The organism is Actinokineospora cianjurensis (assembly GCF_003663795.1).
In the GTDB taxonomy this organism is placed as follows: Bacteria; Actinomycetota; Actinomycetes; order Mycobacteriales; family Pseudonocardiaceae; genus Actinokineospora; species Actinokineospora terrae.
On the sequence record NZ_RCDD01000003.1, the window covers coordinates 468,871 to 490,058 of the forward strand.

Sequence of the window (21,188 nt, forward strand, 5' to 3'; positions counted from 1 at the left end):
CGCCGACGCGGACCGCGGAACCCCGGTCGAGGCGCGGAGTAGTCTCTGCGGCTCAAGGCGATCAGGTGGAGGTGCCGGTGACCGAGGTGCGGTGGCCGGAGGTGGCGGTGCCGGTGGGTGACCAGGAGGTCCGGCTGGCGACCGAGGCGCTGCGGGCGGGGCAGGGTTGGGCGGTGCAGTTCACCGCGGCGGCGTTGAACGAGCGGCTCGAGGACCTGTACCGGCGTGGTTGGTGCAACCAGGCCGTCACCAGGGCGGTCGTGTTCCGCCCGGACAACACCCGCTACGGGCAGCCCCCCACCTCGGCGCAGGACACCGCGCGGCGGTGGGCGGCGTGGTCGTCTCCCCCGGTCATCGGCCACGAGCTCGGCATCGCCCTCGCCGCGCAGTTCCGGCGCGACAGCGAGCACACCGTCCGCGACGACTGGGGGAACAAGACCATCCCCACCGATCCGGTGCAGGTGTTCCGGGCCGCGCGGTGGATGCGGTTCACCTGCGGGTGGTCCACCTTCGGCGCGCTGAAGTCGCTGGTCGTGGTGTTGGCGCCGTGGTTCGCGGCGGGGTGGTGCCCGGCGGCGATCGTGTGGGCGGTGGAGAACCGGCCCAAGGGCACCAAGTACCCGGCGACGGCGGAGAACATCGAGCAGATCCGGTCGCGGCTCTCGGCGTGGGAGAGCAGGCGGGACTCGCCGCCGATCGCGGGGGCCACCTGGGAGCGGACCGTCACCCAGCGCCGGGAGCGGGCCAGGCGCGAGTCGTCGGCCTCCGGGGACACGGTGCGGCGCTGGCGGGGCACTCGGCAGGTGCACGACGAGCGCTGGAAGTACCGGCGCACCGTGCACGCCAAGCGGGAGGCCGACCAGCGCACCCAGCAGGTCATGGAGGCGCTGCACCCCGACCCGCGGCGCATGGTCGGGACCGACGCCAGGTCGACCTACCGCGCCAACCCCGAACTCTGCCGGTGCAAGCGGTACGAGCGACTTCCCGGCCAACCGCTGTGCGTCGCCTGCATCAACGAACGGCGCGGCCGCTAGGCGTACTTGGCCGTCAGGTCGGTGAAGAATGCCTCGGCCAGCGCGAGGAACCCCGCTTCCCGCACCTCGATCCGGTCCCCCGGCGCGTACCCCAGCACGGTCGACGGCGGGTCCCACCTGATGCCCTTGTCGACCCGCAGCACCCCGTCGTCGGCGAGGACCGAGGCGCTGATCAGCCGGACCTCGTTGAGCGGGTTGCCGTCCTTGTTCTCCTTGCCGCGCAACCGGTGGACGAACGAGGTCTCCAGGACGTGCACCAGGTTGGTGAAGAACACCGGCTCGAACGCGGCCACCGCGGCGGTGAACTCGGCCCCGTCGCCGGTGGCGGTCATCGCCCGGTAGGCCGACACGTGGTCGGCGACCCTGGCGCGGCAGGTGTCGATGTACTCCTGGCTGTACGTGCTCACCGCGAGCATGCGGCTTCCTCCGAGGTCCGGACCGAGACGCCGATGGGACGACCCATCCCGGGGGCGGCGGACGCCCGGCGCGGGTGGGTGCCCTGGACGCGGTGGGTGGTCCGCGCGGGGCCGGACCGCCGGGATCACCGGCCGGACCGCGCTCCATCGTGCCACGCCGGGGCGCTCGGTGAGCATTCACGCGAATGGTCCAGACCTTGCCATGCTCCGGCATCCCTCTTACGATCGCCGACACGTTGCTCTCCATGAAACGGAAATTGCGCCGAGCGCAACATCCGGGGACGGGGTCGAGAGATGCGCAAGGTATTAGCCGGTCTGGCCGCGCTGGTCGTGGCCGCGGGGTGTGCGCCGGTGCAGTCGGGTCCGGCGGCCTCGGACACCGATGAGAAGTCCGGGCAGCTGCGGGTGTGGCTGTTCGACGAGGTCAACCGCTCCGCCAAGGAGAAGGTGATCCAGGAGGCGGTCGCCGAGTTCCAGGGCGGGCACGCGGGGGTGAGCGTGGACGTGCAGTACATCCAGGTGCAGTCGCGGGCCGAGCGGTTCAAGGCGGCGTTCAGCGACCCGGCCAGCGCGCCGGACGTGGCCGAGTTCGGCAACACCGACCTCGCGGGCTACGTCGCCGCGGGCGGGTTCGCCGACATCACCGCGGATGTGACGGCCTGGGACGAGGGCAAGGACCTGGTGCCCGCGGTGCTCGACACCGCCAAGGTCAACGGCAAGGTGCACGGGATCCCCTGGTACGTCGGGGTTCGAGCGCTGTACTACCGGACCGACGTGTTCGCCGAACTCGGCGTCCAGCCACCGTCCACTCTGGACGAGATCGCGCCGCTCGCCCGCCGGATCCGCGCCGCGAAGCCGGAACTGCTCGGCATCTCCGTCGGTGGCAAGTACGTCTACGGCGCGCTGCCGTTCGTGTGGGCCAACGGGGGTGACATCGCGACCAAGTCCGGCGACAAGTTCACCGCCGCGATCGACTCGCCGCAGGCCAAGGCCGGTATCGCGAAGTACACCGAGCTGCTGCGCGACGACATCTGCCCGCCCGCCCAGTGCGCGGGCAACGGTGGCGACGCCAGCGTGGAGAACTTCCGCGGCGGCAAGGCGGCGATGACCATCGGCGGCGACTTCAACCGCAAGTCGGTCGACGCGAGCGCGGCGGCGGGCAAGTACGGGGTGGTCCCGCTGCCGGGCAAGGACCCCGGCTCGGTCGCGCCCGCGTTCTCCGGCGGCAACCTGCTCGGCGTGCTGTCCGGTACCAAGCGCAAGACGCTGGCGACGGAGTTCACCAGGCTGTTGGCGGGCAAGCAGTACCAGCGCAAGATGTACGACGCCATGGGCAACCTGCCCACCTTCGCCGACGTGCAGCGCGCGGTCGCCGATGCCGACCCCTTCCTCAAGCCGTTCACCACCACGCTCGAGTCCGGCACCCGGTTCGTGCCGGTCACCCCGAGCTGGGCCAAGATCGACGCGCAGGCCGTGCTGCCGACCATGCTCCAGGAGATCGTCAGCGGCGGCAAGGACGTCGACACCGCCACCAAGACCGCCGCCGACGCGATGAACGCGGCGTTCTCGTCGTGACCACCGCCCGCGGGCAGGGCAGGGCGGCGCTGGCGTACCTCAGCCCCGCCCTGCTCGTGCTCGTCGCGCTGCTCGGCTACCCGGTGTACCAGCTCGTGGTGATCTCCTTCTTCGACTACGGGCAGGAACAGGTCAGCGGTGGCGCGCCGCTGGAGTTCCTGGGGCTGGGCAACTACTCGACACTGCTGGGCAGCGCGAAGTTCTGGTCCGTGCTCGGGCAGACAGTCGGGTTCGCCGCGGTCTGCGTCACCGGGACGCTGGTGGTCGGCGCCGTGCTCGCGGTGCTGTCCACCAGGATCCGGCCGTGGGCGCGGACCTGCCTGTTCCTGGCCGCGCTCGGCGCGTGGGCCACGCCCGCGGTGGCGGGGTCGACGATCTGGCTGTTCCTGTTCGACGCGAACTTCGGGCTGGTCAACAGCCTGCTCGGGCTCGACGGGTTCTCCTGGACCTACGGCAAGTGGACGGCGTTCGGGCTGGTGGCCGCCGAGGTCATCTGGTGCTCGTTCCCGTTCGTCATGATCACCCTCTACGCCGGGATCCGCGCCGTCCCCACCGAGGTGCTGGAGGCAGCGGCCCTCGACGGCGCGTCCGGGTGGCGCACGGCGCGGTCGGTGCTGCTGCCGCTGCTGCGGCCACTGCTGATCGTGGTCACCATCCAGTCGATCATCTGGGACTTCAAGGTGTTCACCCAGGTGTACGTGATGACCGGGGGCGGCGGCATCGCCGGGCGCAACCTGGTGCTCAACGTCTACGCCTACCAGGAGGCGTTCGCCGCGTCGGAGTACGGGCTCGGCGCGGCGATCGGCGTCGTGACGACCCTGATCCTCCTTGCCATCACGGTGTTCTACCTGCGCGCGCTGCGCCGGTCCGGGGAGGTCCTGTGAGGGCGGGCCGCTCGCTGGCCGAGGCGGTGGCCGTGATCGTCGCGGGGGTGGTGGCGTTCCCGTTGTTCTGGATGGTGTTGACCGCGGTCAAACCGCGCGACGAGGTGATCTCCACCGAGCCGCGGCCGTGGACCACGCGCCCCACCCTGGACAGCTTCGTGCGGGCGCTGACGGTGCAGGACTTCGGCCGCTACTTCCTCAACAGCGTGGTCGTGGCGGTCGCGGTGGTGGCGTTGAGCATGCTGGTGGCGTTCCTCGCCGCGGCCGCGCTCACCCGCTTGCGCTTCCGCGGCCGCACGACCATGTTGGTCATGCTGCTGGTCGTGCAAATGGTGCCGGTGGAAGCGCTGACCGTTCCGTTGTTCTTCCTCATGCGCTCGGTGGGGCAATCGGTTCCCGCGTTCGGGTTGAACCACCTCGGTTCGCTCGTGCTGGTGCACCTGGCGTTCAGCCTGCCGTTCGCGATCTGGATGCTGCGCGGTTTCGTCGCGGCGGTCCCGGTGGAGTTGGAGGAGGCCGCGACCCTCGACGGCGCGAGCCGGTTCCGCTTCCTCTGGGGCGTGCTGTTCCCGCTGGTGGCGCCCGGTCTGGTGGCCACCAGCGTGCTGTCGTTCATCCACGCCTGGAACGACTTCCTGTTCGCCAAGACGTTCATCATCTCCGCCGCCGACAACCAGACGCTCCCGCTGGCGCTGCAGGTGTTCGTCAAGCCGGACGACAACGACTGGGGCGCCATCATGGCGGGCTCCACCCTGATGACGATCCCGGTCCTCGTATTCTTCGTTTTGGTCCAGCGCAGGCTCGTCTCCGGGCTCGCCGGTTCGGTGAAGGGGTGAGGGCGGTGAAGGGCTGACCGGCGCCGATAGCGGAATGGAATAATGGTCATCAGGCAATGCGACTGGACTGCCGGAGCGGGCCGTGGATACGGTCGCCGGGCACGGGCGCCATTCGGGCGCCGCGACGAGCGAAGGGGATCCTCCTCCGATGACGCTGGTCCACCAACCCACGGCCGACCGCGCCGCGCGCATCGCCGCCACCGTCGCCGACATCGACACCTCGGCGGCCATCGACAACGACTTCTACCGGCTGTGGATGGGCGGCCCGCTGCCCTACTCGGCGGTAGCCGTGTTCGCCAGGGAATACCTGGCGCGCACGAGGTTCACCGCGGTGATGGTCGCGCTGTCGGTGCTCAACACCACCGATCTCGCCGCCCGGGTGGAATGCGTGAAGAACCTGTACTCCGAGTACGGCAACGGCAACGCCGAGAAGGCGCACCTGGTGCTGCTGGAGAACTTCCTCGCCGACCTGCTCTCCCGGCTGGCGGGCCGCGAGGTCAGCACCGGGGAACTGACCCTGGAGGAGCCGCTGCCGAGCACCACGGCGTTCAGCGCCGGGCAGCGGGAACTGTTCTCCGACACCGACCAGCGGGTGGTCCAGGGCGCCCTGCTCGCGCAGGAGCACCTGGCGTTCGCGATGCTGACCCGGCTCTACGAGGGCGTGCGCAACTACAAGCCCCTGTGGCCGCGCGAGGACGACTTCCACGAGGCGTGCGAGTACTTCTACGTCCACATCGGCGAGGCGGAGAAGGAGCACAAGCGGGAGGCGGTGGTCTCCGCGGCGGCGGTGTCGCGCACCGAGGCCGACTTCGCGGTGGTGCTGCGCGCCTACGACACCTTCGTCACCCTCACCGCCGACTACTGGCGCGGTGTGCACCAGGCGGTCACCGCCGCGGCCGCGTGAGCCCCCCGCGCATTCCCGGGTGACCTAAAGCACTATTTCTTCGGATAACTGGGAACACCACCGGAAAAAGGTCCTAATACCACCGGTAGCGGGCGGCAAAATGCCAGGTCACGCCTCGTGCGGGTTGTCCTACCCAGTGCGAAACAATCCGGCGATCAACGGATGTGGTCACCCGATCGGCGGTAGCCGCGTGGAGTTCCGCGTCGATATTTTAAGCCTCGACCCGCCCTTTTCGGTGGTGACATCCAGTCAGGGTGGACTGATCAGCGCGAACACGCCGACTTCGGGTGTGGCATGCCCATTGCGGTGAGCGAACGCCGAGGCGGTGCGGTGGTGGTGAGCGACCGGTTCCCCGGTACCGAGAAGGTGCGGTCCTTCCTGGTGCTGGCCGACGAGTTGCACTTCGGCCGCGCCGCGCGGTACCTGCACCTGAGCCAGCCCGCGCTGAGCCAGCAGATCGCGGCGTTCGAGCGGGAGATCGGGCTGCGGCTGTTCCACCGCAGCACCAGGCAGGTGCGGCTCACCGAGGCGGGCAGGGACCTGCTCGCGGTCGCCACCTCCGCGATCTCGGTGCTGGACACCGGGTTGGCCGACGTGCGCAGGCGCGCGGGGGCGGGCAGGCCGCAGGTGCGCATCGGCCACGTCGGCTGGGGCACCGGGCAGGTGATCGCCAGGGCGGCGCGGGTGTTGGCGCCGGAACCGGTGCAGCTGGTGCCGACCTACACGAACTTCGGCAACCAGCTCAACCAGTTGCGGCACGGCCAGGTCGACACCGCGCTGCTGTGGCGGCCCTACCTGCCCAAGTCCCCCGGCGACGTCGAGGAGGCCACCGCGGCCGTGGTGCCCACCTGCCTGGTGGTGCCGTGGGACCACGCGCTGGCGGGCCGCTCGTCGGTGGCGGTGGCCGAGGTGGGCGCGGAGCGGCTGATCCGCATCGGGGTCGAGGACGCCTTCCCCGTTGCCGGGATGCGGTTCGTCGAGCACACCGCCGACTACGCGGTGGACACGCTGGCCGCGGTCGCCGCCGGGGTCGGTCTCGCGCTGTGCCCGCGGTTGGCCGAGTGGGACGCGGTGCACCGGGACCTGCGGTTCATCCCCATCGAGGGCGCGGAGTCGGAGCTGGTGGTCGCTTGGCGCTCGACGACCGACACCGCGGACGGCTCGGCGGTGCACCGGGCGGTGCGCGGCCTGTGCCAGGCGGGGCGGGAGACCGCGGCGATGCTGCCGCACCACTCCGGCACCGCGCATCCCGTTGGGGCGCACCCGGTCCCGGGGCACACCGGGTCGGTGCAGCTGCCCAGCGCGCCCGCGGACGGGTCAGCCGGTCTGCTCGACGCGCGGCGTGGTGAGCACGCTCGCGGTCCCCGCCAGCACGACCGCGCCCACGCCGCACCACTGCGGCGGGGAGAGGCCCTGCCCGAGCAGCACCAGTCCCGCGAGCGCGCTCACCGCCGGTGACAGCGCCAACAACACGCTGAACGACGCCGTCCGCAGCTTGCGCAGCGACGCCATGTCGCACAGGTACGGCACCGCGGAGGACAGCACCGCCACCGCGGCCGCGAGCCCGAGGACGCCCACGTCGCCGAAGCCGGGGAAGGTGCCCACCGCGAACGGCGCGGCGACCACGGTCCCCACCAGCAGCGCGACGAACAGCCCGGACGCGCCGTCGAACTGGTCGCCGACCGCGCGGGTCAGCACGATGTAGCCCGCCCGGCAGCCCGCGGCGAGCAGCCCGAGCGCGAGCCCGGTGCCGCTGACCTCCCCCACGCCCGCGATCAGCACCACCCCGGCCGCGGCGACCAGCGACCACAGCAGGTCGGCGGCCTGCCGTGCCGAGACCAGCCCGACCAGGAACGGCCCGAGGAACTCGATGGTGGTGGCCAGCCCGAGTCCCAAGTGGACGACCGCGCCGAAGTAGGCGGTGTTCATCACCGCGATCACCACGCCGAGCGCGGCGGCGAGCAGCAGCGAGCGCCGGTCGGCGACGCGCGGGCGGGGCCGCAGCAGCACGCCGACCACCGCGCAGGCCAGCGCGACCCTGGCGAAGGCGGCGCCGACGATGCCGACGTGCGCCATCAGGCCCACCGCGACGGCGGCGCCCACCTGCAGGCTGAGCATCTGCACGGCCACCAGCACCAGCGGGTTGGCCGCGCCCGGGGTCGGCGCCCGGCTCATCCCCGGCGCCCCCGGGCGCGCGGGGCCGACCGGCGTGGGGCGCTCGGCGCAACGGGTAAGGCCGGGAGGTCGGCACCGGGTTGGTCATTGCCAAACACACCGGGAGTGTGGAGTAATGGCAATATGCGCTTCAACACTTATGGCGGAGCGGCCGCGGCGATGGCCGCGGACCTGGTCAACCTCGGCCGGGGCGGCACCTTCGACCGCGAGCAGGTGGCCACCGTCATCCACCGCCACGCCCCCACCCTCCCCGAACCCGCGGGCCCGGAGGCCGCGCGGATCATGCAGTGGACCCAGCAGTTGGACGCCGCCTTCGGCGAGATGTCCCAGCAGCGCCGGGTCGACGTGATCAACGCGCTGCTGCAGCAGGCGGCCAGCCGACCGATGATCTCCACCCACGACAACCAGCCACCGCACCTGCACTACCACGGCGAGGGCGAGGGCGTGGTCAACCGCGTCCGCGCGGTCACCGCGACCGGGCTCGCCTACGTGCTCTGCGACGAGGGCGGGCACCGCCTCGGCCGCTGCGCCGACGACCGCTGCGCGGTGGTGTTCATCGACATCTCCAAGGGCGGCAACCGGCAGTTCTGCACCACCAGGTGCGCCAACCGGGTCAACGCGGTGCGGCACCGGGCCAGACAGCGGGCGATGGCGATGGCGGGCTGACCCCGCGGCGCCCGGCGGCGGCCCCATCCGCGCCCAGCCGTACACTTCGGACAGTCTTGAGTGCTGGTTGTCCGGACCACGCACGGCTCGGGGAGGGGCTTCGGATGGGGTTGTTCGGCCGGGAGCGCAAGCTCGGGCGACACGCGGGTGAACGGCAGCCGAACACCGGTGCGACAAGGGTTTCGGTCGCGGGCGCGCAAGCGGCGCTGACCGCGTCGGCGTCGCTGCCCGCCACCGCCCAGCACCTGCTGGCCATGGGCGCGCAGGCGACCAGGGCGCGGGTCGAGTCGGTCACCGCCACCGGGCACGTCGTCGACAGCGACCCGGTGGTCGACCTGCTGGTGCGGTTGGAGGCCGGGTCGCGGCGACCGGTGCCGCTGCGCACCGTGGTGCCCAGGATCACCGTGCCGCGCCAGGGTGAGGCGGTGCTGCTCGTGGCGGACCCGAACACGGGCGCATACCTCTACGCCGGTCTTTCGCTGTAACGCTTCCTCCCGCCGCTCGTCCCGCCCGGCACCGTTCCCGACTTGGCGGGGCCGGGCAGGCACCCGCGCCGTCGCCGCGGCGTGGCGCACTAGCGGTTTATTCCCGGCCCAGGTCGGATTCCCATCCCGTGGCCGTCCCTGCCCCGGCGCGCCCGTGCGGCGCACAATCCGGTTCGGGACGATCACGAGGGAAGGGAGCCGCCGGTGACAACCGGACCACATCTGGCGGTGGCGTTGGACGGCGCGGGCTGGCACCCCGCGGCGTGGCGGGCGGCGGACGCCCGTCCCGGCGAGCTGCTCACCGCGGGGTACTGGGTCGACCTGGTGCGCGCGGCGGAGGCGGCGCGGCTGGACTTCGTCACCATCGAGGACACGCTCGGGCCCAGGACCGACGCGGCCAACCCGGGCGGGAACGGCACCGACCGGGTCGTCGGGCACCTGGACGCGGTGCTGGTCGCGGCCAGGGTGGCGCCGCTGACCGCGGGGATCGGCATCGTGCCGACCGCGGTGGTCACCCACACCGAGCCGTTCCACCTGTCCAAGGCGATCGCCACCCTCGACTACGTCAGCTCCGGCCGCGCCGGGGTGCGGGTGCGGGTCGCCTGGACCGAGGAGGAGAACCGGCTCTTCGGCAGGCGCGAGATCGGCGCGGTCGACCTCGACGACGCCCGCGACGGCGACCTGGTCAGCCCGGTGTCGGAGCTGTTCGACGAGACCGCCGACTACGTCGAGGTGCTGCGGCGGCTGTGGGACAGCTGGGAGGACGACGCGGAGATCCGCGACGCCGCGACCGGCCGGTTCGTCGACCGCGACAAGCTGCACTACATCGACTTCGCGGGCAAGTGGTTCTCGGTCAAGGGACCGTCGATCACGCCGCGGCCGCCGCAGGGGCAGCCGGTGGTGACCTCGTTGGCGCACACGGTGATCCCGTACCGGCTGGCCGCGCGCTCGGCCGACGTCGTCTACGTCACGCCGAACGACCGCGCCGAGGCCGCCGACACCCTCGCCGTGGTGCGCCAGGAGCAGGCGAACGCCGGTAGGGAAAGTGAGACGCTGCACGTGTTCGGCGACCTGGTGGTGTTCCTCGGCGAGACCGCCGCGGCCGCCCGCGAGCACAAGGCGCGGCTCGACGACCTCGCGGGCGCCGAGTACGCCTCGGACACCCGGATCTTCGTCGGCACGCCCGCCGAGCTGGCCGACGACCTGCTCGACCACCACGCGGCCGGGCTCTCCGGTTTCCGGCTGCGGCCCGCGGCGCTGCCGCACGACCTGACCGCGATCACCGGCGGGCTCGTGCCGGAGCTGCGGTCGAGGGGCGCGTTCCGCTCCGAGTACGAGGCCAAGACCCTGCGCGGGTTGCTGGGGCTGGGCAGGCCCGCCAACCGCTACGCGGCAGTCTGAGGAGGACGAGCAGATGAGCAAGCCGGTCAAGCAGATCCACCTCGCCGCGCACTTCCCCGGGGTGAACAACACAACGGTGTGGAGCGACCCGCAGGCGGGTAGCCACATCGAGTTCGAGTCCTTCGTGCGACTGGCCCAGACGGCGGAGCGGGCGAAGTTCGACTTCTTCTTCCTCGCCGAGGGCCTGCGGTTGCGCGAGCAGGGCGGCGAGATCTACGACCTGGACGTGGTCGGCCGGCCGGACACGTTCACCGTGCTCGCCGCGCTGGCCGCGGTCACCGAGCGGCTCGGGCTCGCCGGGACGATCAACTCGACGTTCAACGAGCCCTACGAGGTCGCCCGCCAGTTCGCCTCGCTCGACCACCTCTCCGCCGGTCGGGCCGCGTGGAACGTGGTGACCTCGTGGGACGCGTTCACCGGCGAGAACTTCCGCCGCGGCGGGTTCCTGCCGCAGGACGAGCGCTACACCCGGGCGCAGACGTTCCTGGACACCGCGTTGGAGCTGTTCGACAGCTGGCGCGGCGACGAGATCGCCGCGGACGCCTCGACCGGGCAGTACCTGCGCGACGCCGCGGCCGGGTCGTTCCAGCACGAGGACGACCACTTCGACATCGCGGGCCGGTTCTCCGTGCCGCGGTCGCCGCAGGGCAGGCCGGTGGTGTTGCAGGCCGGTGACTCCGACGGCGGCCGCGAGTTCGCCGCCGCCTCGGCCGACGCGATCTTCAGCAGGCACGGCACGCTGGAGGCGGGGCAGGCGTTCTACGCGGACGTGAAGGGGCGGCTGGCCAAGTACGGCAGGCGGCACGACCAGCTCGTGGTGCTGCCCGCGGCGACCTTCGTGCTCGGCGACACCGACGCCGACGCCCAGGAGCGGGCCGTGGTGGTGCGCCGCCAGCAGGTCAGCGGGCAGACCGCGATCAAGCTGCTCGAACAGCTGTGGAACGCCGACCTGTCCGGCTACGACCCGGACGGGCCACTGCCGGACTTCGACCCGGTCGTCGGCGAGAACACCATCGCCAAGGGCCGGGCCAGCGTGCGGATGCACCGCGACCCGGTGGCCACCGCGCGCGAGTACCGGGCGCTGGCCGAGGCGAAGAACCTCTCCATCCGGGACGTGATCATCCAGGTCGGCGGGCGGCAGACGTTCATCGGCTCGGCGGCCACCATCGCGACCCGGATCAACGAGCTGGTGCAGGCCGACGCGAGCGACGGGTTCATCCTGGTGCCGCACGTGACCCCGGGCGGGCTCGACGGGTTCGCGGACTCGGTCGTGCCGCTGTTGCAGGAGTGGGGCGTGTTCCGCGAGGAGTACACCGGGACGACGCTGCGCGAGCACCTGGGGCTGGACGCGCCGTGAAGTTCCTGCTGATCACGCTGATCACCCACACCGCGGACCCGGTCACCGGCATCCAGCTCAGCCCGCGTGACCGGTTCCGCGAGGTGGTCGACACCGCGGTGCTGGCCGAGGAACTGGGGTTCGACGGCTACGGCGTCGGCGAGCGGCACGAGCGGCCGTTCATCTCGTCCTCGCCGCCGGTGGTGCTGAGCAACATCGCCGCCCGCACCTCGCGGATCCGGTTGTTCACCGCGGTCACGACGTTGAGCCTGCTCGACCCGGTGCGCGCCTACGAGGACTACGCGACGCTGGACAACCTGTCCGACGGCAGGCTTGAGCTGATCATCGGCAAGGGCAACGGGAGCGCGCAGCGGGAACTGTTCCACGTCACGCCGGAGGACCAGTGGGACCGCAACGCCGAGGGCTACGAGCTGTTCCGGCGGCTGTGGCGCGAGGACAAGGTCACCTGGTCCGGCCGGTTCCGGCCCGACCTGGTCGACGCCGAGGTGTGGCCGAAGCCGTTGCAGCAGCCGATCCGGGTGTGGCACGGCAGCGCGACCAGCCGCGACTCGGTCGACCTGGCCGCGAGGTGGGGCGACCCGCTGTTCTCGGCGAACGTGACCAACCCGATGGAGCCGTACGCGGAGCTGATCTCGTACTACCGGGACCGGTGGGCGCACTACGGCCACAACCCGGCGAAGGCGATCGTCGGCGCGGGCACGGCCGCGTTCTACGTGGCGCCGACCTCGCAGGAAGCGCTGGCGGTGTACCGGCCGGTGTTCGAGGCCAGGCAGAACCTCCAGCTGCGACTGGGGTTGGCGCCGGTGTTCACCACGCTGGAAGACTTCGTCGAGCGCAGTTCGGCGCTGGTGGGATCCCCGGAGCAGGTCGTGGACAAGGTCGGGCGGTACCACGAGCGGTTCGGGCACCAGGTGCTGCACATCAGCGCCGACCGCGACGGGCTCACCCCCGCGCGGCACCGGGCCACGTTGGAACTGTTCCAGTCCGAGGTCGCGCCGGTGCTGTCGAAGGCGATCCCGGACCCGCACTGGCTCGGCTGAACCGTTTCCGCGGCCGGGCAGGGGTTGCGTCGGCCGCTAGCGTGCGGGGCATGAAGCGAATCTTGGTTGTCGCTGCCCTGGCGCTGGCGGCCACGACCCTGCCCGCCGTCCCCGCCCTCGCCTCCCCCGCCCTGGCGGGTGGGACCGTGAAGTGCCAGTTCACCCCCACCCCGGAAAACCCGGCCGCCCGTCCCGTGACCGTGCCCAAGGCGCGGGTCAAGGCCCACGGCAAGGTCGAGGTCACCATCCGCACCAATTACGGCCGCATCGATCTGCTGCTGGACCGGGACAACGCGCCGTGCGCCGTGCAGAACCTGGTGCACCTGGCGAAGGCCGACTTCTACGACGACTCGCAGTGCTTCCGGCTCACCAACAGCGCCCGGCTCGGCGTCCTGCAGTGCGGTGACATCTACCGCGCCGAGGAAGGCGGGCCCGGCTACAAGTTCCCGGACGAGGTCACCGGCAAGGAGACCTACCCGCGCGGGACGATCGCGATGGGCAACCAGGGTCCCGGCACCAACGGCAGCGAGTGGTTCATCGTCCACTCCGTGGCCAACATCAGTCCCGTATACACCGTATTGGGGCACGTGACCCGGGGCATCGAGGTGCTGGACCGGATCGTGGCGGCCGGGATCACACCCGACGGCGCGACCGACGGGGCACCGAAGCGGCCGGTCCGCATCCACGACGTGCGGCTGGGCCGAGGCTGCTGAGCTGGGCCGAAGTCGTGTTCCGAGGGGCCGGTCACCTGACCGGCCCCTTTTCTTGGGTTCCTCTCAGGGAGATCTCCGCGCCGCCCGCCACGTCCCGGTCAGCATCGGTGGTGTGGAGGGAGAGTGGTTCGAGTGGCGCAGCGGGTGCGGCCGGAGCACCGGTCCATCGTGGTCGTGGACATGGTGGGGTCGTCGCGGTGGGGGAACGTGACCCAGTTCCACGCGCGGGCGGCGTTGCAGCGGTTGGTCCGGCGGGCGTTCCGCCGGGCCGGGGTGCCCTGGTGGCGGCTGGCGGTCGAGGACCGCGGCGACGGGATGATCATCCTGGTGCCGCCGTCGGTGTCCAAGGTGGACCTGCTCGACCCGCTGGTCCCGGCGCTGGTGGCCGGGTTGCGCGCGCACAACGCCCGCTCGGGGTCGCGGACCCGGCCGCGGATCCGGCTGCGGGTGGCGGTGCACTCGGGTGAGGTGCTGCGGGCCAGGACCGGGTGGGTGAGCGCGGACGTGAACCTGGCCTGCCGGTTGGTCGCCGGTGAGCCGCTGTACCGGGAGTTGGCGCGCACCGGCGCGGACCTGGTGCTGGTGGTGTCCGAACGGGTGCACGACGGCGTGGTGCGGCACGGGTACCGGGGCATCGACCCGGCGGCGTACGCGCCGGTGCGGATCGTGGTGAAGGAGGCCGATGTGGCCGCCAGGGTCACCGTCCCGGCGGCTTGCGGCGGGTGAGCGGTTCGTGCGTCCCCGGTCGTGGACGTTCCCAGTGGACGGATCCACCCCCCGGTCGGCGGAAAACCGTCGCGAGTCCCCCGGATGTGTGCGCACATCCCACCTGTTGACCGTTACACTACCGCGACTGATCGGCCGACCCACCCCGAAGGAGCACGATGCCCAAGGTCATCGACCACGACGAGCGTCGCGCGCACATCGTGGAGGTGACCTGGGGCCTGATCATGCGGGGCGGCCTGGAAGCCGCCACGATGCGCGAGATCGCCGAGGCGGCCGGGTTCGCCAACGGTGCGCTCAAGCGGTACTTCCCCAGCAAGGACGTGCTGGTGGAGGCCACCTTCGAGCGGGCGCTGACGATGGTCGACACCCAGGTGGACGTCTCGGCGGGCCAGTCGGGGCTCGAGGCGCTGCGGGCGCTGTGCAGCGTGACCATGCCGCTGGACACCAAGCGGGTGACCGCGGGGCGAGTCCTGCTCGCGTTCTGGGAGATGTCGCTGTCGAACAAGCGGCTGCACGACCGCTACCTGGTGCACCTCAAGGCGTGGCGCGGTCTGCTCACCGACCACATCCGCCGGGCCCGCGCCGAGGGCGACATCCGCACCCCGGTGCCCGACGCGCAGTTGGTCGACGAGTTGGTGCTGCTGCACGCGGGCGCGAACGTGATGAGCCTGGTCGGCGCCCGCTACTCGACGCGCAAGCTGCAGAAGGCGCACCTGGAGGCGTTCTTCGACCGGATCACCAGCGCCTAGGCCGGGGACCGGGTGGGGGACCTGTTCGACAGGCAAGTCCCCCACCCGCCCGCGCGTCGCCGCGCGGTACCACGGTCGGACCCGGTGTCCAGGTCCCCAACCGTAGACGCAAACCGGTCAAAGAAGAACCACCGGCGACCGGCGCTCCACTGTGGACCGACGGCATAAGCCGGGGCCATCAGGTCCGGGCTACCGGGTCACCAGGTGCCGTCGGCGTTGACCGCCTTGTCGGCCCAGAGCGGGTCGAGGGCGGCGCGCAGGGCGGGCCCGTGCTCGTCGGCGAGTGCGATCGCGGCGAGGTTGTCCTCGAGCTGCTCGATCCTGCTGACGCCGAACAGCACGTTCGACACCGCCGGGTTGAGCAGGCAGAACGCGATCGCGACCTGGGCGGCGGTGACCCCGTGCGCCGCGGCCACCTCGGCGACGGTGTCGGCGGCCTCGCGGATGCGGTCGCGGATGCCGCCGGGGTCGGCGCCGATCTTGCGCTCGGGGAACTTCCGGCCCGCCAGGATGCCGCCCTCGAAGACGTCCGACGCCTGCAGTGCCAGCCTGCCCTCGGTGAAGTGCGGCTGGTAGAACGGGCCCTCGGCCATGGTGCGACGCGCGATGCTGTACTTGAGCTGCGCGAAGATCGGCGGCGTCATGCCTTCCGCCCCGGCGAAGTCCAGCGCCCGCCGCAGGTCGGCGGCGACCCAGTTGTTGACGCCCCAGTGCGCGAAGCGGCCGGCGCGGATCTGCTCGTTGACGTCGGTGACGATCTGGGCGATGTCCGGCGGGGACATGTAGTCGCCCACCACGACGCTGTCGGCGCGGTCGGTGCCGATCCGGTCGAGCGAGGTGGTCATCTGCTGCTCGAAGCTGGTGGTGGGGTACTCCCACAACCACAGCTTGCCGCACAGGTGGTAGTCCTCGCGGGCCAGACCCGCGGCCCTGGTGACCTCGCCGAAGATGATGTCCGTGCGGGCCTGTTCGGCGTGCGGGCCCATGTTGTAGTGCGCGACGTCGAACAAGGTCACCCCGGCCCCGATCGCCCGGCGCACCAGCGCCACCGCGTCGTCGAACTCCATCCGGTCCCAGGTGTTCCACGATCCGAGACCGAACAGCGACACCTCCGGGCCACCCGGTCCCAACGGCCGGACGGGGATGCCGTTGACCTGCGCCATATGTCCTCCTCGGCACTGAACTCGTGTCGTTAGTCTACATGTATAGACGAAAAACGGGGATATTCCGGCTGATGACCCTATACTGGCCCAGCTTCATCTACGCCTGTTGACGGAGGACACCGTGGCCGACAAGATCACCGCCGACCTCGTGCTGACCGGTGGCACGGTGCTCACCTTCGACGCCGCCGACACCGAGAGCACCGCGCTCGCCGTGGCCGGTGGCCGGGTCATCGGCCTCGGCGACGTCGCCCACCTGATCGGCCCGAACACCCGGGTGGTCGACCTCTACGGCCGCACCGTGCTGCCCGGCATCAACGACTCGCACCTGCACGGCGCCTGGCTCGGCGCGTTATGGCCGGGGACCCTGATGGGCGCGGGCGGGATGGGCGATGGCGCGCCCGCCCCGCAGCTGACCAGCCCGGCCGAGCGGCGCGCCGCCATCACCAAGGCGGGCGACGTCCTCGCCGCGCTGGGCATCACCAGCTACACCGAGCCGGGCCTCGGCCCCGGCGAGGACAGCGGGCAGACCGGCTGCTTCTCCACCGGCGTGCTCGACGAGTACGCGGCGATGGCCGCCGAGGGCCTGCTGCGCGCCAGGGTCACCGTGCTGCGCCTGTTCGGCGAGCTGGACGGGCCGAGCACGCTGGCCGACTTCGAGCGCGGCATGGCCAGCCGGGTCCCGGCGACCGACCCGCGCTGGCTCGACATCACCGGCGTGAAGATCTTCGCCGACGGCATCCCGCCGATGCGCTCGGCGTGGACGCACCGCTGCTACGCCGACGGCAGCCAGGGCCACCTGCTCGTCGACGGCACCGACGCCGCCGAGCGCGAGGCCAACCTGCGCAAGATGATCGACCTGGCGCACCGGGCAGGCGCGCAGATCGGCGTGCACGCGACCGGCGACCGGTCCATCGAGGTCACCGTCTCGGCGATGGCCGACGCCATCGAGGCGCACGGCCACGCGGGCAGGCACTACCTGATCCACGGCGACCTGGTCGGCCCGGACGTGCTGGCGCGGCTGCCCGGGCTGGGCATCGGCCTCAACACCCAGCCGGGCATCGCGGTGCTGACCGCCCCGTGGCTGGCCGCCGCGCTCGACGAGGACGCCGCCGCCGGGGCGTGGCCGCTGCGCCGGGCCCTCGACCTGGGCGTGCGCGTCTGCCTGAGCTCGGACGCCCCGGTCATCGAACCGGACTGGCGGCGCTGGGTCGCCGCGGCCGCCGAGTGGATGGCCGCCTCCCCCAGCCCCGAGCTCATGCGCCACCTGCTGCGCGCCTACACCGTGACCCCGGCCGTGCAGGACGGCGCCGAGTCGTGGAAGGGCACGCTGGAGATCGGCAAGGCCGCCGACCTGTGCGTCCTGGAGGCCAACCCGCTCGACGCGGCGCCAGCGGACCTGCCGCACATCGGCGTCACGCTGACGGTGGTCGACGGCCGCGTCGTGTTCGAGGTCTGACGGTGGGGCACGACGACCCCGTCGGGCGGGTGCTGGGCAGGCGGCAGGTGCTGCTCGGGCTGGCCGCGCTGGGGGTCGTCGGGTGCTCCCCCGCCGTGGTCGACTGCGTGGTGCGGCCGGAGCAGATGGAGGGCCCGTACTTCGTCGACGAGAAGCTGGACCGCTCCGACATCCGGGCCGACCCCGACACCGGTGTCCAGGCGGTCGGCACGCGGTTGCAGCTGGGCCTGACGGTGTCGCGAGTCGACGGTGACCGGTGCGTCCCCCTCCCCGGCGCCGTCGTCGACATCTGGCACTGCGACGCCGCGGGGAACTACTCGGACATCGCCAGCGAGGGCACCACGGGCCGAAAGGAACTCCGCGGCCTCCAGGTCTCCGATCCCGACGGCGCGGTCACCTTCACCACCGTCCTGCCCGGCTGGTACGAGGGCAGGACGGTGCACATCCACCTCAAGATCCGCACCACCACCCCCGACGGCAAGCCCTACGAGTTCACCTCGCAGCTCTACCTCCCCGACGAGTTCACCGCCCAGTACCTCGCGACCGGGCCGTACAGCTCCCACGGCCCAGCCGACACCACCAACAAGACCGACCAGCTCTACGCCCTCAACGGCGACCAACTCCTCCTCCCCACCCCCACCCGGGTCGACTCCGCCCCCGCCTACCGGGCCGCCTTCAGCGTCGCCATGGACCTCGCCAACGCCAAGACCGCCGCCGACGACGCCATGGCCCCCGGGGCCTTCCCCACGCCCTGATCCGGCACTCGCCCGAGCCGGTGTGGCCGCATCCGGGTGCGCACTGGCAAGGAAAGGTCTGGACCAATTTGCGTTCGTACAGGTCCGCGTAAAGGCGGGTCGGTTAGCCTGAGCGCATGTCCCTTCGCGCCGCGGTCCTGCGGGTGTTGCCTTCCCGGGTGCGGCCGCTCGCGCTCAAGCACCGGGAGTTGTTGAAGTTCGCCGCGGTGGGCAGCGTCGCCTATGTGGTGGACAACGGCACCTGGTACCTGTTGAAGCTGACCGTGCTCGAGCCCAAGCCGGTCGCGGCGAAGGCCATCGGGGTCATCCTGGCCACGATCGTGTCGTACGTCCTCAACCGCGAGTGGTCGTTCGACACCCGCGGCGGGCGGGAGCGCCACCACGAGGCGGCGTTGTTCTTCGCCATCAGCGGGGCGTCGCTGTTCTTCTACACCGCCCCCCTCTACGTCTCGCGGTACGTCTTCGACCTGGAGCAGCCGCACGTGAGCGCGGTGTCGCAAGAGGTCGCGGACTTCCTCTTCGGATCCATCGTGGGCACCGTCATCGCGATGCTGTTCCGCTGGTGGGCCTTCAAGAAGTGGGTCTTCCCGAACGCCGACGCCCGGGCGCCGCGGCGCGATCGCAAGCTCGGCAAGCTGGTCCCCTACCCGGCGCCCGTGAGTGTCGTGGATCACACCGCAAGCAAGAACTGACCTGTCACGTCCCCCGCCGCCACCCCGTCTTCCCCGGGACAGCGAGTGAAGGGACAGGACACATGCAGGCACGTATGGACAATCCGGCCATCGTCATCCCCGAGGCCATGAAGGCGCTCGTCGCGTTCGGCAACACCGCGGCGGGCAAGGGCGTGCCGGAGTCGACCATCGAGTTGGTGAAGCTGCGCGCCAGCCAGGTCAACGGGTGCAGCGCGTGCGTCCACATGCACGCGCGGGACATGCGCAAGGCCGGGGAGAGCGACGAGCGGCTGTTCACCGTCGCGGCGTGGCGGGAGGCGCCGTTCTTCTCGGAGCCGGAGCGGGTCGCGCTGGAGCTGACCGAGGTGCTGACCCGGCTGGCCGACACGGCGAACCCGGTCACCGACGAGCTGTGGGGGCGGGTCAGGGCGCACTACGACGAGCGCGCGGCCTCGGCGCTGCTGGTGGCGATCGCCAACATCAACGTGTGGAACCGGCTCAACGCCGCCGTGCACCAGGTCGCCGGGACCTTCTGAGCACTCGGCCCTCCCGGGCGCTCGGTCGTTCCGGGCGCTCGGCCTTTCCGGGCACGGCGCGTGCCCGGGTGGGCGCGGTGCGTGCATGATGGTGGGGTAACGCCAACTCGGGGGAGGTCGGTCGATGAGGGTCGTTGTGGACAGCCACCGGTGCGTCGGGTCGGGCATGTGCGTGCTCACCCAGCCCGACGTGTTCGACCAGGACGAGGACGACGGGACGGTCGTGCTGCTGCGCGCCGAGCCGGGGCCGGAACAGGAGCGGGACGTGCGCACCGCCGTCCAGTCCTGCCCGGCCCAGGCGATCAGCGCGACCTGACGGCGCTCACGCGGTCCGCGCGGCGTCGGCGTCCCAGGTGACCGGGAGCGCGTGCACGCCGTAGATGGCCATGTTGTCGCGCAGCGGCACCTCGTCGGCGGGCACCGCCAGCCGCAGCCCGGGCAGCCTGCGCAGCAGCTCGGTGAACCCGACGGTCATCTCGACCCTGGCCAGCTGCTGGCCGAGGCACTGGTGGATGCCGTGCCCGAAGGCCAGGTGCGGGCCGCGCGGCCGGGTGAGGTCGAGGGTGTCCGGGTGCTCGTAGTGCTCTTCGTCCAGGTTGGCCATCTGGGCGGAGATCACCACGTTGTCCCCCGCCCTGATGTGGTGACCCGCCAGCTCGACGTCGACCAGCGGGGTGCGCCGGATGCCGAGGTGCAGGATGGTCAGGTACCGCAGCAGCTCCTCGACCGCGGTGCCGACCAGCGCCGGGTCGTCGCGCAGGACGGCGAGCTGGTCCGGGTGCTCCAGCAGCGCGAAGGTGCCCAGCGCCAGCATGTTCGCGGTGGTCTCGTGGCCCGCGATGAGCAGCAGGTTCGCCATGCCGACCAGCTCGTCGTCGGTGAGCGGGGTGTCCTGGTCGGCGTGCACGAGACCGGACAGCAGGTCGTCGGTCGGCGTCGCGCGCTTGGCCGCGACCAGGGCCCGCATGAACTCGCGCAGCGCCTCGGCCTGCTCGACGACCTCGTCGAGCGGGGTGTCGAGGTTGAGCAGCTTGGCGGTGCGCTGCTGGAAGGTGCCCCGGTCGGCGTAGTCGACGCCGAGCAGTTCCGAGATGACCAGCGACGGCAGCGGGAGCGCGAAGGCGGGCACCAGGTCGGCCGACGGCCCGGCGGCGATGAGCGCGTCGAGGTGCTCGGTGACGATCTGGGTGATCCTGGGCTCCAGCTGCCGCATCCGGCGCACGGTGAACTGGCCGGTGAGCAGCTTGCGGTAGCGGGTGTGCTGCGGGGCGTCCATCCCGAGGAAGTTGCCCGCCCGGTTGCGCGGCGACAGGAACTGCTCGCGGATCTGCTCGGGCAGCCGGTTCATCGCCACGGTGGAGCGGGTCAGGTCGGAGCTGAACCTCGGGTCGGACAGCAGGGCCCTTGCCTGGGCGTGGCCGGTGACGACCCAGATGTCCTCGCCGTCGTCGCCGACGACCCGGTGCACGGGTCCGGTGGCGCTGAGCGCGGTCAGCTTGGTGGCGGGCGAGAACGGGCAGCCCGCGGGCCGCTCGGTCAGTTCCAGCGGGAGGCCGAGCAGTCGGATGGAGCGCGGCTGCTCGGGAACCGGCGGGTTCTCGGGTGCGGTGGTGGTTGGCGTGGCCATGGGAGCTCCTGTTCCCGGG

At 71.6% G+C, this 21,188-nt stretch carries 22 protein-coding genes and 1 pseudogene; 19 read left to right on the forward strand and 4 right to left on the reverse strand.

Going from position 1 to position 21,188, the window contains the following annotated elements; translation table 11 throughout:
* The first annotated feature begins 77 nt into the window (after positions 1 to 77).
* Complete coding sequence (locus tag CLV68_RS21725; RefSeq protein ID WP_147460099.1) at positions 78 to 1,034, forward strand: hypothetical protein; 957 nt, start codon at positions 78 to 80, stop codon at positions 1,032 to 1,034.
* Here CLV68_RS21725 and CLV68_RS21730 read toward each other — a convergent pair.
* Positions 1,031 to 1,450 carry a hypothetical protein gene (locus tag CLV68_RS21730; RefSeq protein ID WP_121392735.1) on the reverse strand — a complete coding sequence of 140 codons (420 nt, stop codon included), beginning with the start codon at positions 1,448 to 1,450 and terminating at the stop codon, positions 1,031 to 1,033. The genes CLV68_RS21725 and CLV68_RS21730 overlap by 4 nt on opposite strands.
* A gap of 294 nt (positions 1,451 to 1,744) precedes the next feature.
* Between CLV68_RS21730 and CLV68_RS21735 the strand changes: the two genes are divergently transcribed.
* The 5 genes and pseudogenes from CLV68_RS21735 to CLV68_RS21755 all read left to right on the forward strand — a co-directional run.
* Positions 1,745 to 3,025, forward strand: a complete 1,281-nt coding sequence (locus tag CLV68_RS21735) for an extracellular solute-binding protein (protein WP_121392736.1) — start codon at positions 1,745 to 1,747, stop codon at positions 3,023 to 3,025.
* Positions 3,022 to 3,909 (forward strand): carbohydrate ABC transporter permease, encoded by an 888-nt coding sequence (locus tag CLV68_RS21740; RefSeq protein WP_121392737.1) that lies wholly within the window; start codon positions 3,022 to 3,024, stop codon positions 3,907 to 3,909. The genes CLV68_RS21735 and CLV68_RS21740 overlap by 4 nt, the downstream gene beginning before the upstream one ends.
* Positions 3,906 to 4,745, forward strand: a complete 840-nt coding sequence (locus CLV68_RS21745; RefSeq protein WP_121392738.1) for a carbohydrate ABC transporter permease — start codon at positions 3,906 to 3,908, stop codon at positions 4,743 to 4,745. The genes CLV68_RS21740 and CLV68_RS21745 overlap by 4 nt, the downstream gene beginning before the upstream one ends.
* 148 nt (positions 4,746 to 4,893) lie before the next feature.
* Positions 4,894 to 5,649, forward strand: coding sequence for an iron-containing redox enzyme family protein (locus tag CLV68_RS21750; protein WP_121392739.1), 756 nt, complete (start codon positions 4,894 to 4,896; stop codon positions 5,647 to 5,649).
* Between the two features lie 294 nt (positions 5,650 to 5,943).
* Positions 5,944 to 6,783 (forward strand): annotated as a pseudogene (locus tag CLV68_RS21755) (LysR family transcriptional regulator); the annotation flags it as partial.
* A gap of 183 nt (positions 6,784 to 6,966) precedes the next feature.
* Here the strand turns inward: CLV68_RS21755 and CLV68_RS35365 are convergent.
* Complete coding sequence (locus tag CLV68_RS35365; RefSeq protein ID WP_121392741.1) at positions 6,967 to 7,824, reverse strand: EamA family transporter; 858 nt, start codon at positions 7,822 to 7,824, stop codon at positions 6,967 to 6,969.
* Positions 7,825 to 7,947: 123 nt separating this feature from the next.
* Between CLV68_RS35365 and CLV68_RS21765 the strand changes: the two genes are divergently transcribed.
* The 8 genes from CLV68_RS21765 to CLV68_RS21800 all read left to right on the forward strand — a co-directional run bounded on the left by CLV68_RS21765 (position 7,948) and on the right by CLV68_RS21800 (position 14,961).
* Complete coding sequence (locus tag CLV68_RS21765; RefSeq protein WP_121392742.1) at positions 7,948 to 8,490, forward strand: CGNR zinc finger domain-containing protein; 543 nt, start codon at positions 7,948 to 7,950, stop codon at positions 8,488 to 8,490.
* A 104-nt stretch (positions 8,491 to 8,594) separates the two neighbouring features.
* Positions 8,595 to 8,975 carry a hypothetical protein gene (locus CLV68_RS21770; protein ID WP_121392743.1) on the forward strand — a complete coding sequence of 127 codons (381 nt, stop codon included), beginning with the start codon at positions 8,595 to 8,597 and terminating at the stop codon, positions 8,973 to 8,975.
* A 204-nt stretch (positions 8,976 to 9,179) separates the two neighbouring features.
* Positions 9,180 to 10,376, forward strand: coding sequence for an LLM class flavin-dependent oxidoreductase (locus CLV68_RS21775; RefSeq protein WP_121392744.1), 1,197 nt, complete (start codon positions 9,180 to 9,182; stop codon positions 10,374 to 10,376).
* 13 nt (positions 10,377 to 10,389) lie between these two features.
* Positions 10,390 to 11,733, forward strand: coding sequence for an NtaA/DmoA family FMN-dependent monooxygenase (locus tag CLV68_RS21780; protein ID WP_121392745.1), 1,344 nt, complete (start codon positions 10,390 to 10,392; stop codon positions 11,731 to 11,733).
* Positions 11,730 to 12,773, forward strand: a complete 1,044-nt coding sequence (locus CLV68_RS21785) for an LLM class flavin-dependent oxidoreductase (RefSeq protein WP_121392746.1) — start codon at positions 11,730 to 11,732, stop codon at positions 12,771 to 12,773. The genes CLV68_RS21780 and CLV68_RS21785 overlap by 4 nt, the downstream gene beginning before the upstream one ends.
* A gap of 50 nt (positions 12,774 to 12,823) precedes the next feature.
* Positions 12,824 to 13,486, forward strand: coding sequence for a peptidylprolyl isomerase (locus tag CLV68_RS21790; RefSeq protein WP_121392747.1), 663 nt, complete (start codon positions 12,824 to 12,826; stop codon positions 13,484 to 13,486).
* A gap of 123 nt (positions 13,487 to 13,609) precedes the next feature.
* Positions 13,610 to 14,212: a nucleotidyl cyclase domain-containing protein gene (locus CLV68_RS21795; protein WP_246010033.1), complete on the forward strand. Its 603-nt coding sequence runs from the start codon at positions 13,610 to 13,612 to the stop codon at positions 14,210 to 14,212.
* 158 nt (positions 14,213 to 14,370) lie between these two features.
* Positions 14,371 to 14,961, forward strand: a complete 591-nt coding sequence (locus CLV68_RS21800) for a TetR/AcrR family transcriptional regulator (protein ID WP_121392748.1) — start codon at positions 14,371 to 14,373, stop codon at positions 14,959 to 14,961.
* A 197-nt stretch (positions 14,962 to 15,158) separates the two neighbouring features.
* On the opposite strand, the gene CLV68_RS21805 is transcribed toward CLV68_RS21800, so the two are convergent.
* A complete protein-coding gene (locus tag CLV68_RS21805) occupies positions 15,159 to 16,124 on the reverse strand; it encodes an aldo/keto reductase (RefSeq protein ID WP_121392749.1) in 966 nt (321 codons plus the stop codon).
* A 106-nt stretch (positions 16,125 to 16,230) separates the two neighbouring features.
* Here CLV68_RS21805 and CLV68_RS21810 point away from each other — a divergent pair, with 106 nt between their 5' ends.
* The 5 genes from CLV68_RS21810 (at position 16,231) to CLV68_RS21830 (ending at position 19,858) form a co-directional block, all read left to right on the forward strand.
* Positions 16,231 to 17,580 (forward strand): amidohydrolase, encoded by a 1,350-nt coding sequence (locus tag CLV68_RS21810; protein WP_246010034.1) that lies wholly within the window; start codon positions 16,231 to 16,233, stop codon positions 17,578 to 17,580.
* 2 nt (positions 17,581 to 17,582) lie between these two features.
* Complete coding sequence (locus tag CLV68_RS21815; protein WP_121392750.1) at positions 17,583 to 18,335, forward strand: dioxygenase family protein; 753 nt, start codon at positions 17,583 to 17,585, stop codon at positions 18,333 to 18,335.
* A 116-nt stretch (positions 18,336 to 18,451) separates the two neighbouring features.
* Positions 18,452 to 19,027 (forward strand): GtrA family protein, encoded by a 576-nt coding sequence (locus CLV68_RS21820; protein WP_121392751.1) that lies wholly within the window; start codon positions 18,452 to 18,454, stop codon positions 19,025 to 19,027.
* Positions 19,028 to 19,089: 62 nt separating this feature from the next.
* Positions 19,090 to 19,542 (forward strand): carboxymuconolactone decarboxylase family protein, encoded by a 453-nt coding sequence (locus tag CLV68_RS21825; RefSeq protein WP_092774478.1) that lies wholly within the window; start codon positions 19,090 to 19,092, stop codon positions 19,540 to 19,542.
* A 124-nt stretch (positions 19,543 to 19,666) separates the two neighbouring features.
* Entirely contained in the window at positions 19,667 to 19,858 is a 192-nt protein-coding gene (locus tag CLV68_RS21830) for a ferredoxin (protein WP_121392752.1), read from the forward strand.
* Between the two features lie 6 nt (positions 19,859 to 19,864).
* On the opposite strand, the gene CLV68_RS21835 is transcribed toward CLV68_RS21830, so the two are convergent.
* Positions 19,865 to 21,169: a cytochrome P450 gene (locus CLV68_RS21835; RefSeq protein WP_121392753.1), complete on the reverse strand. Its 1,305-nt coding sequence runs from the start codon at positions 21,167 to 21,169 to the stop codon at positions 19,865 to 19,867.
* Positions 21,170 to 21,188: the final 19 nt, after the last annotated feature.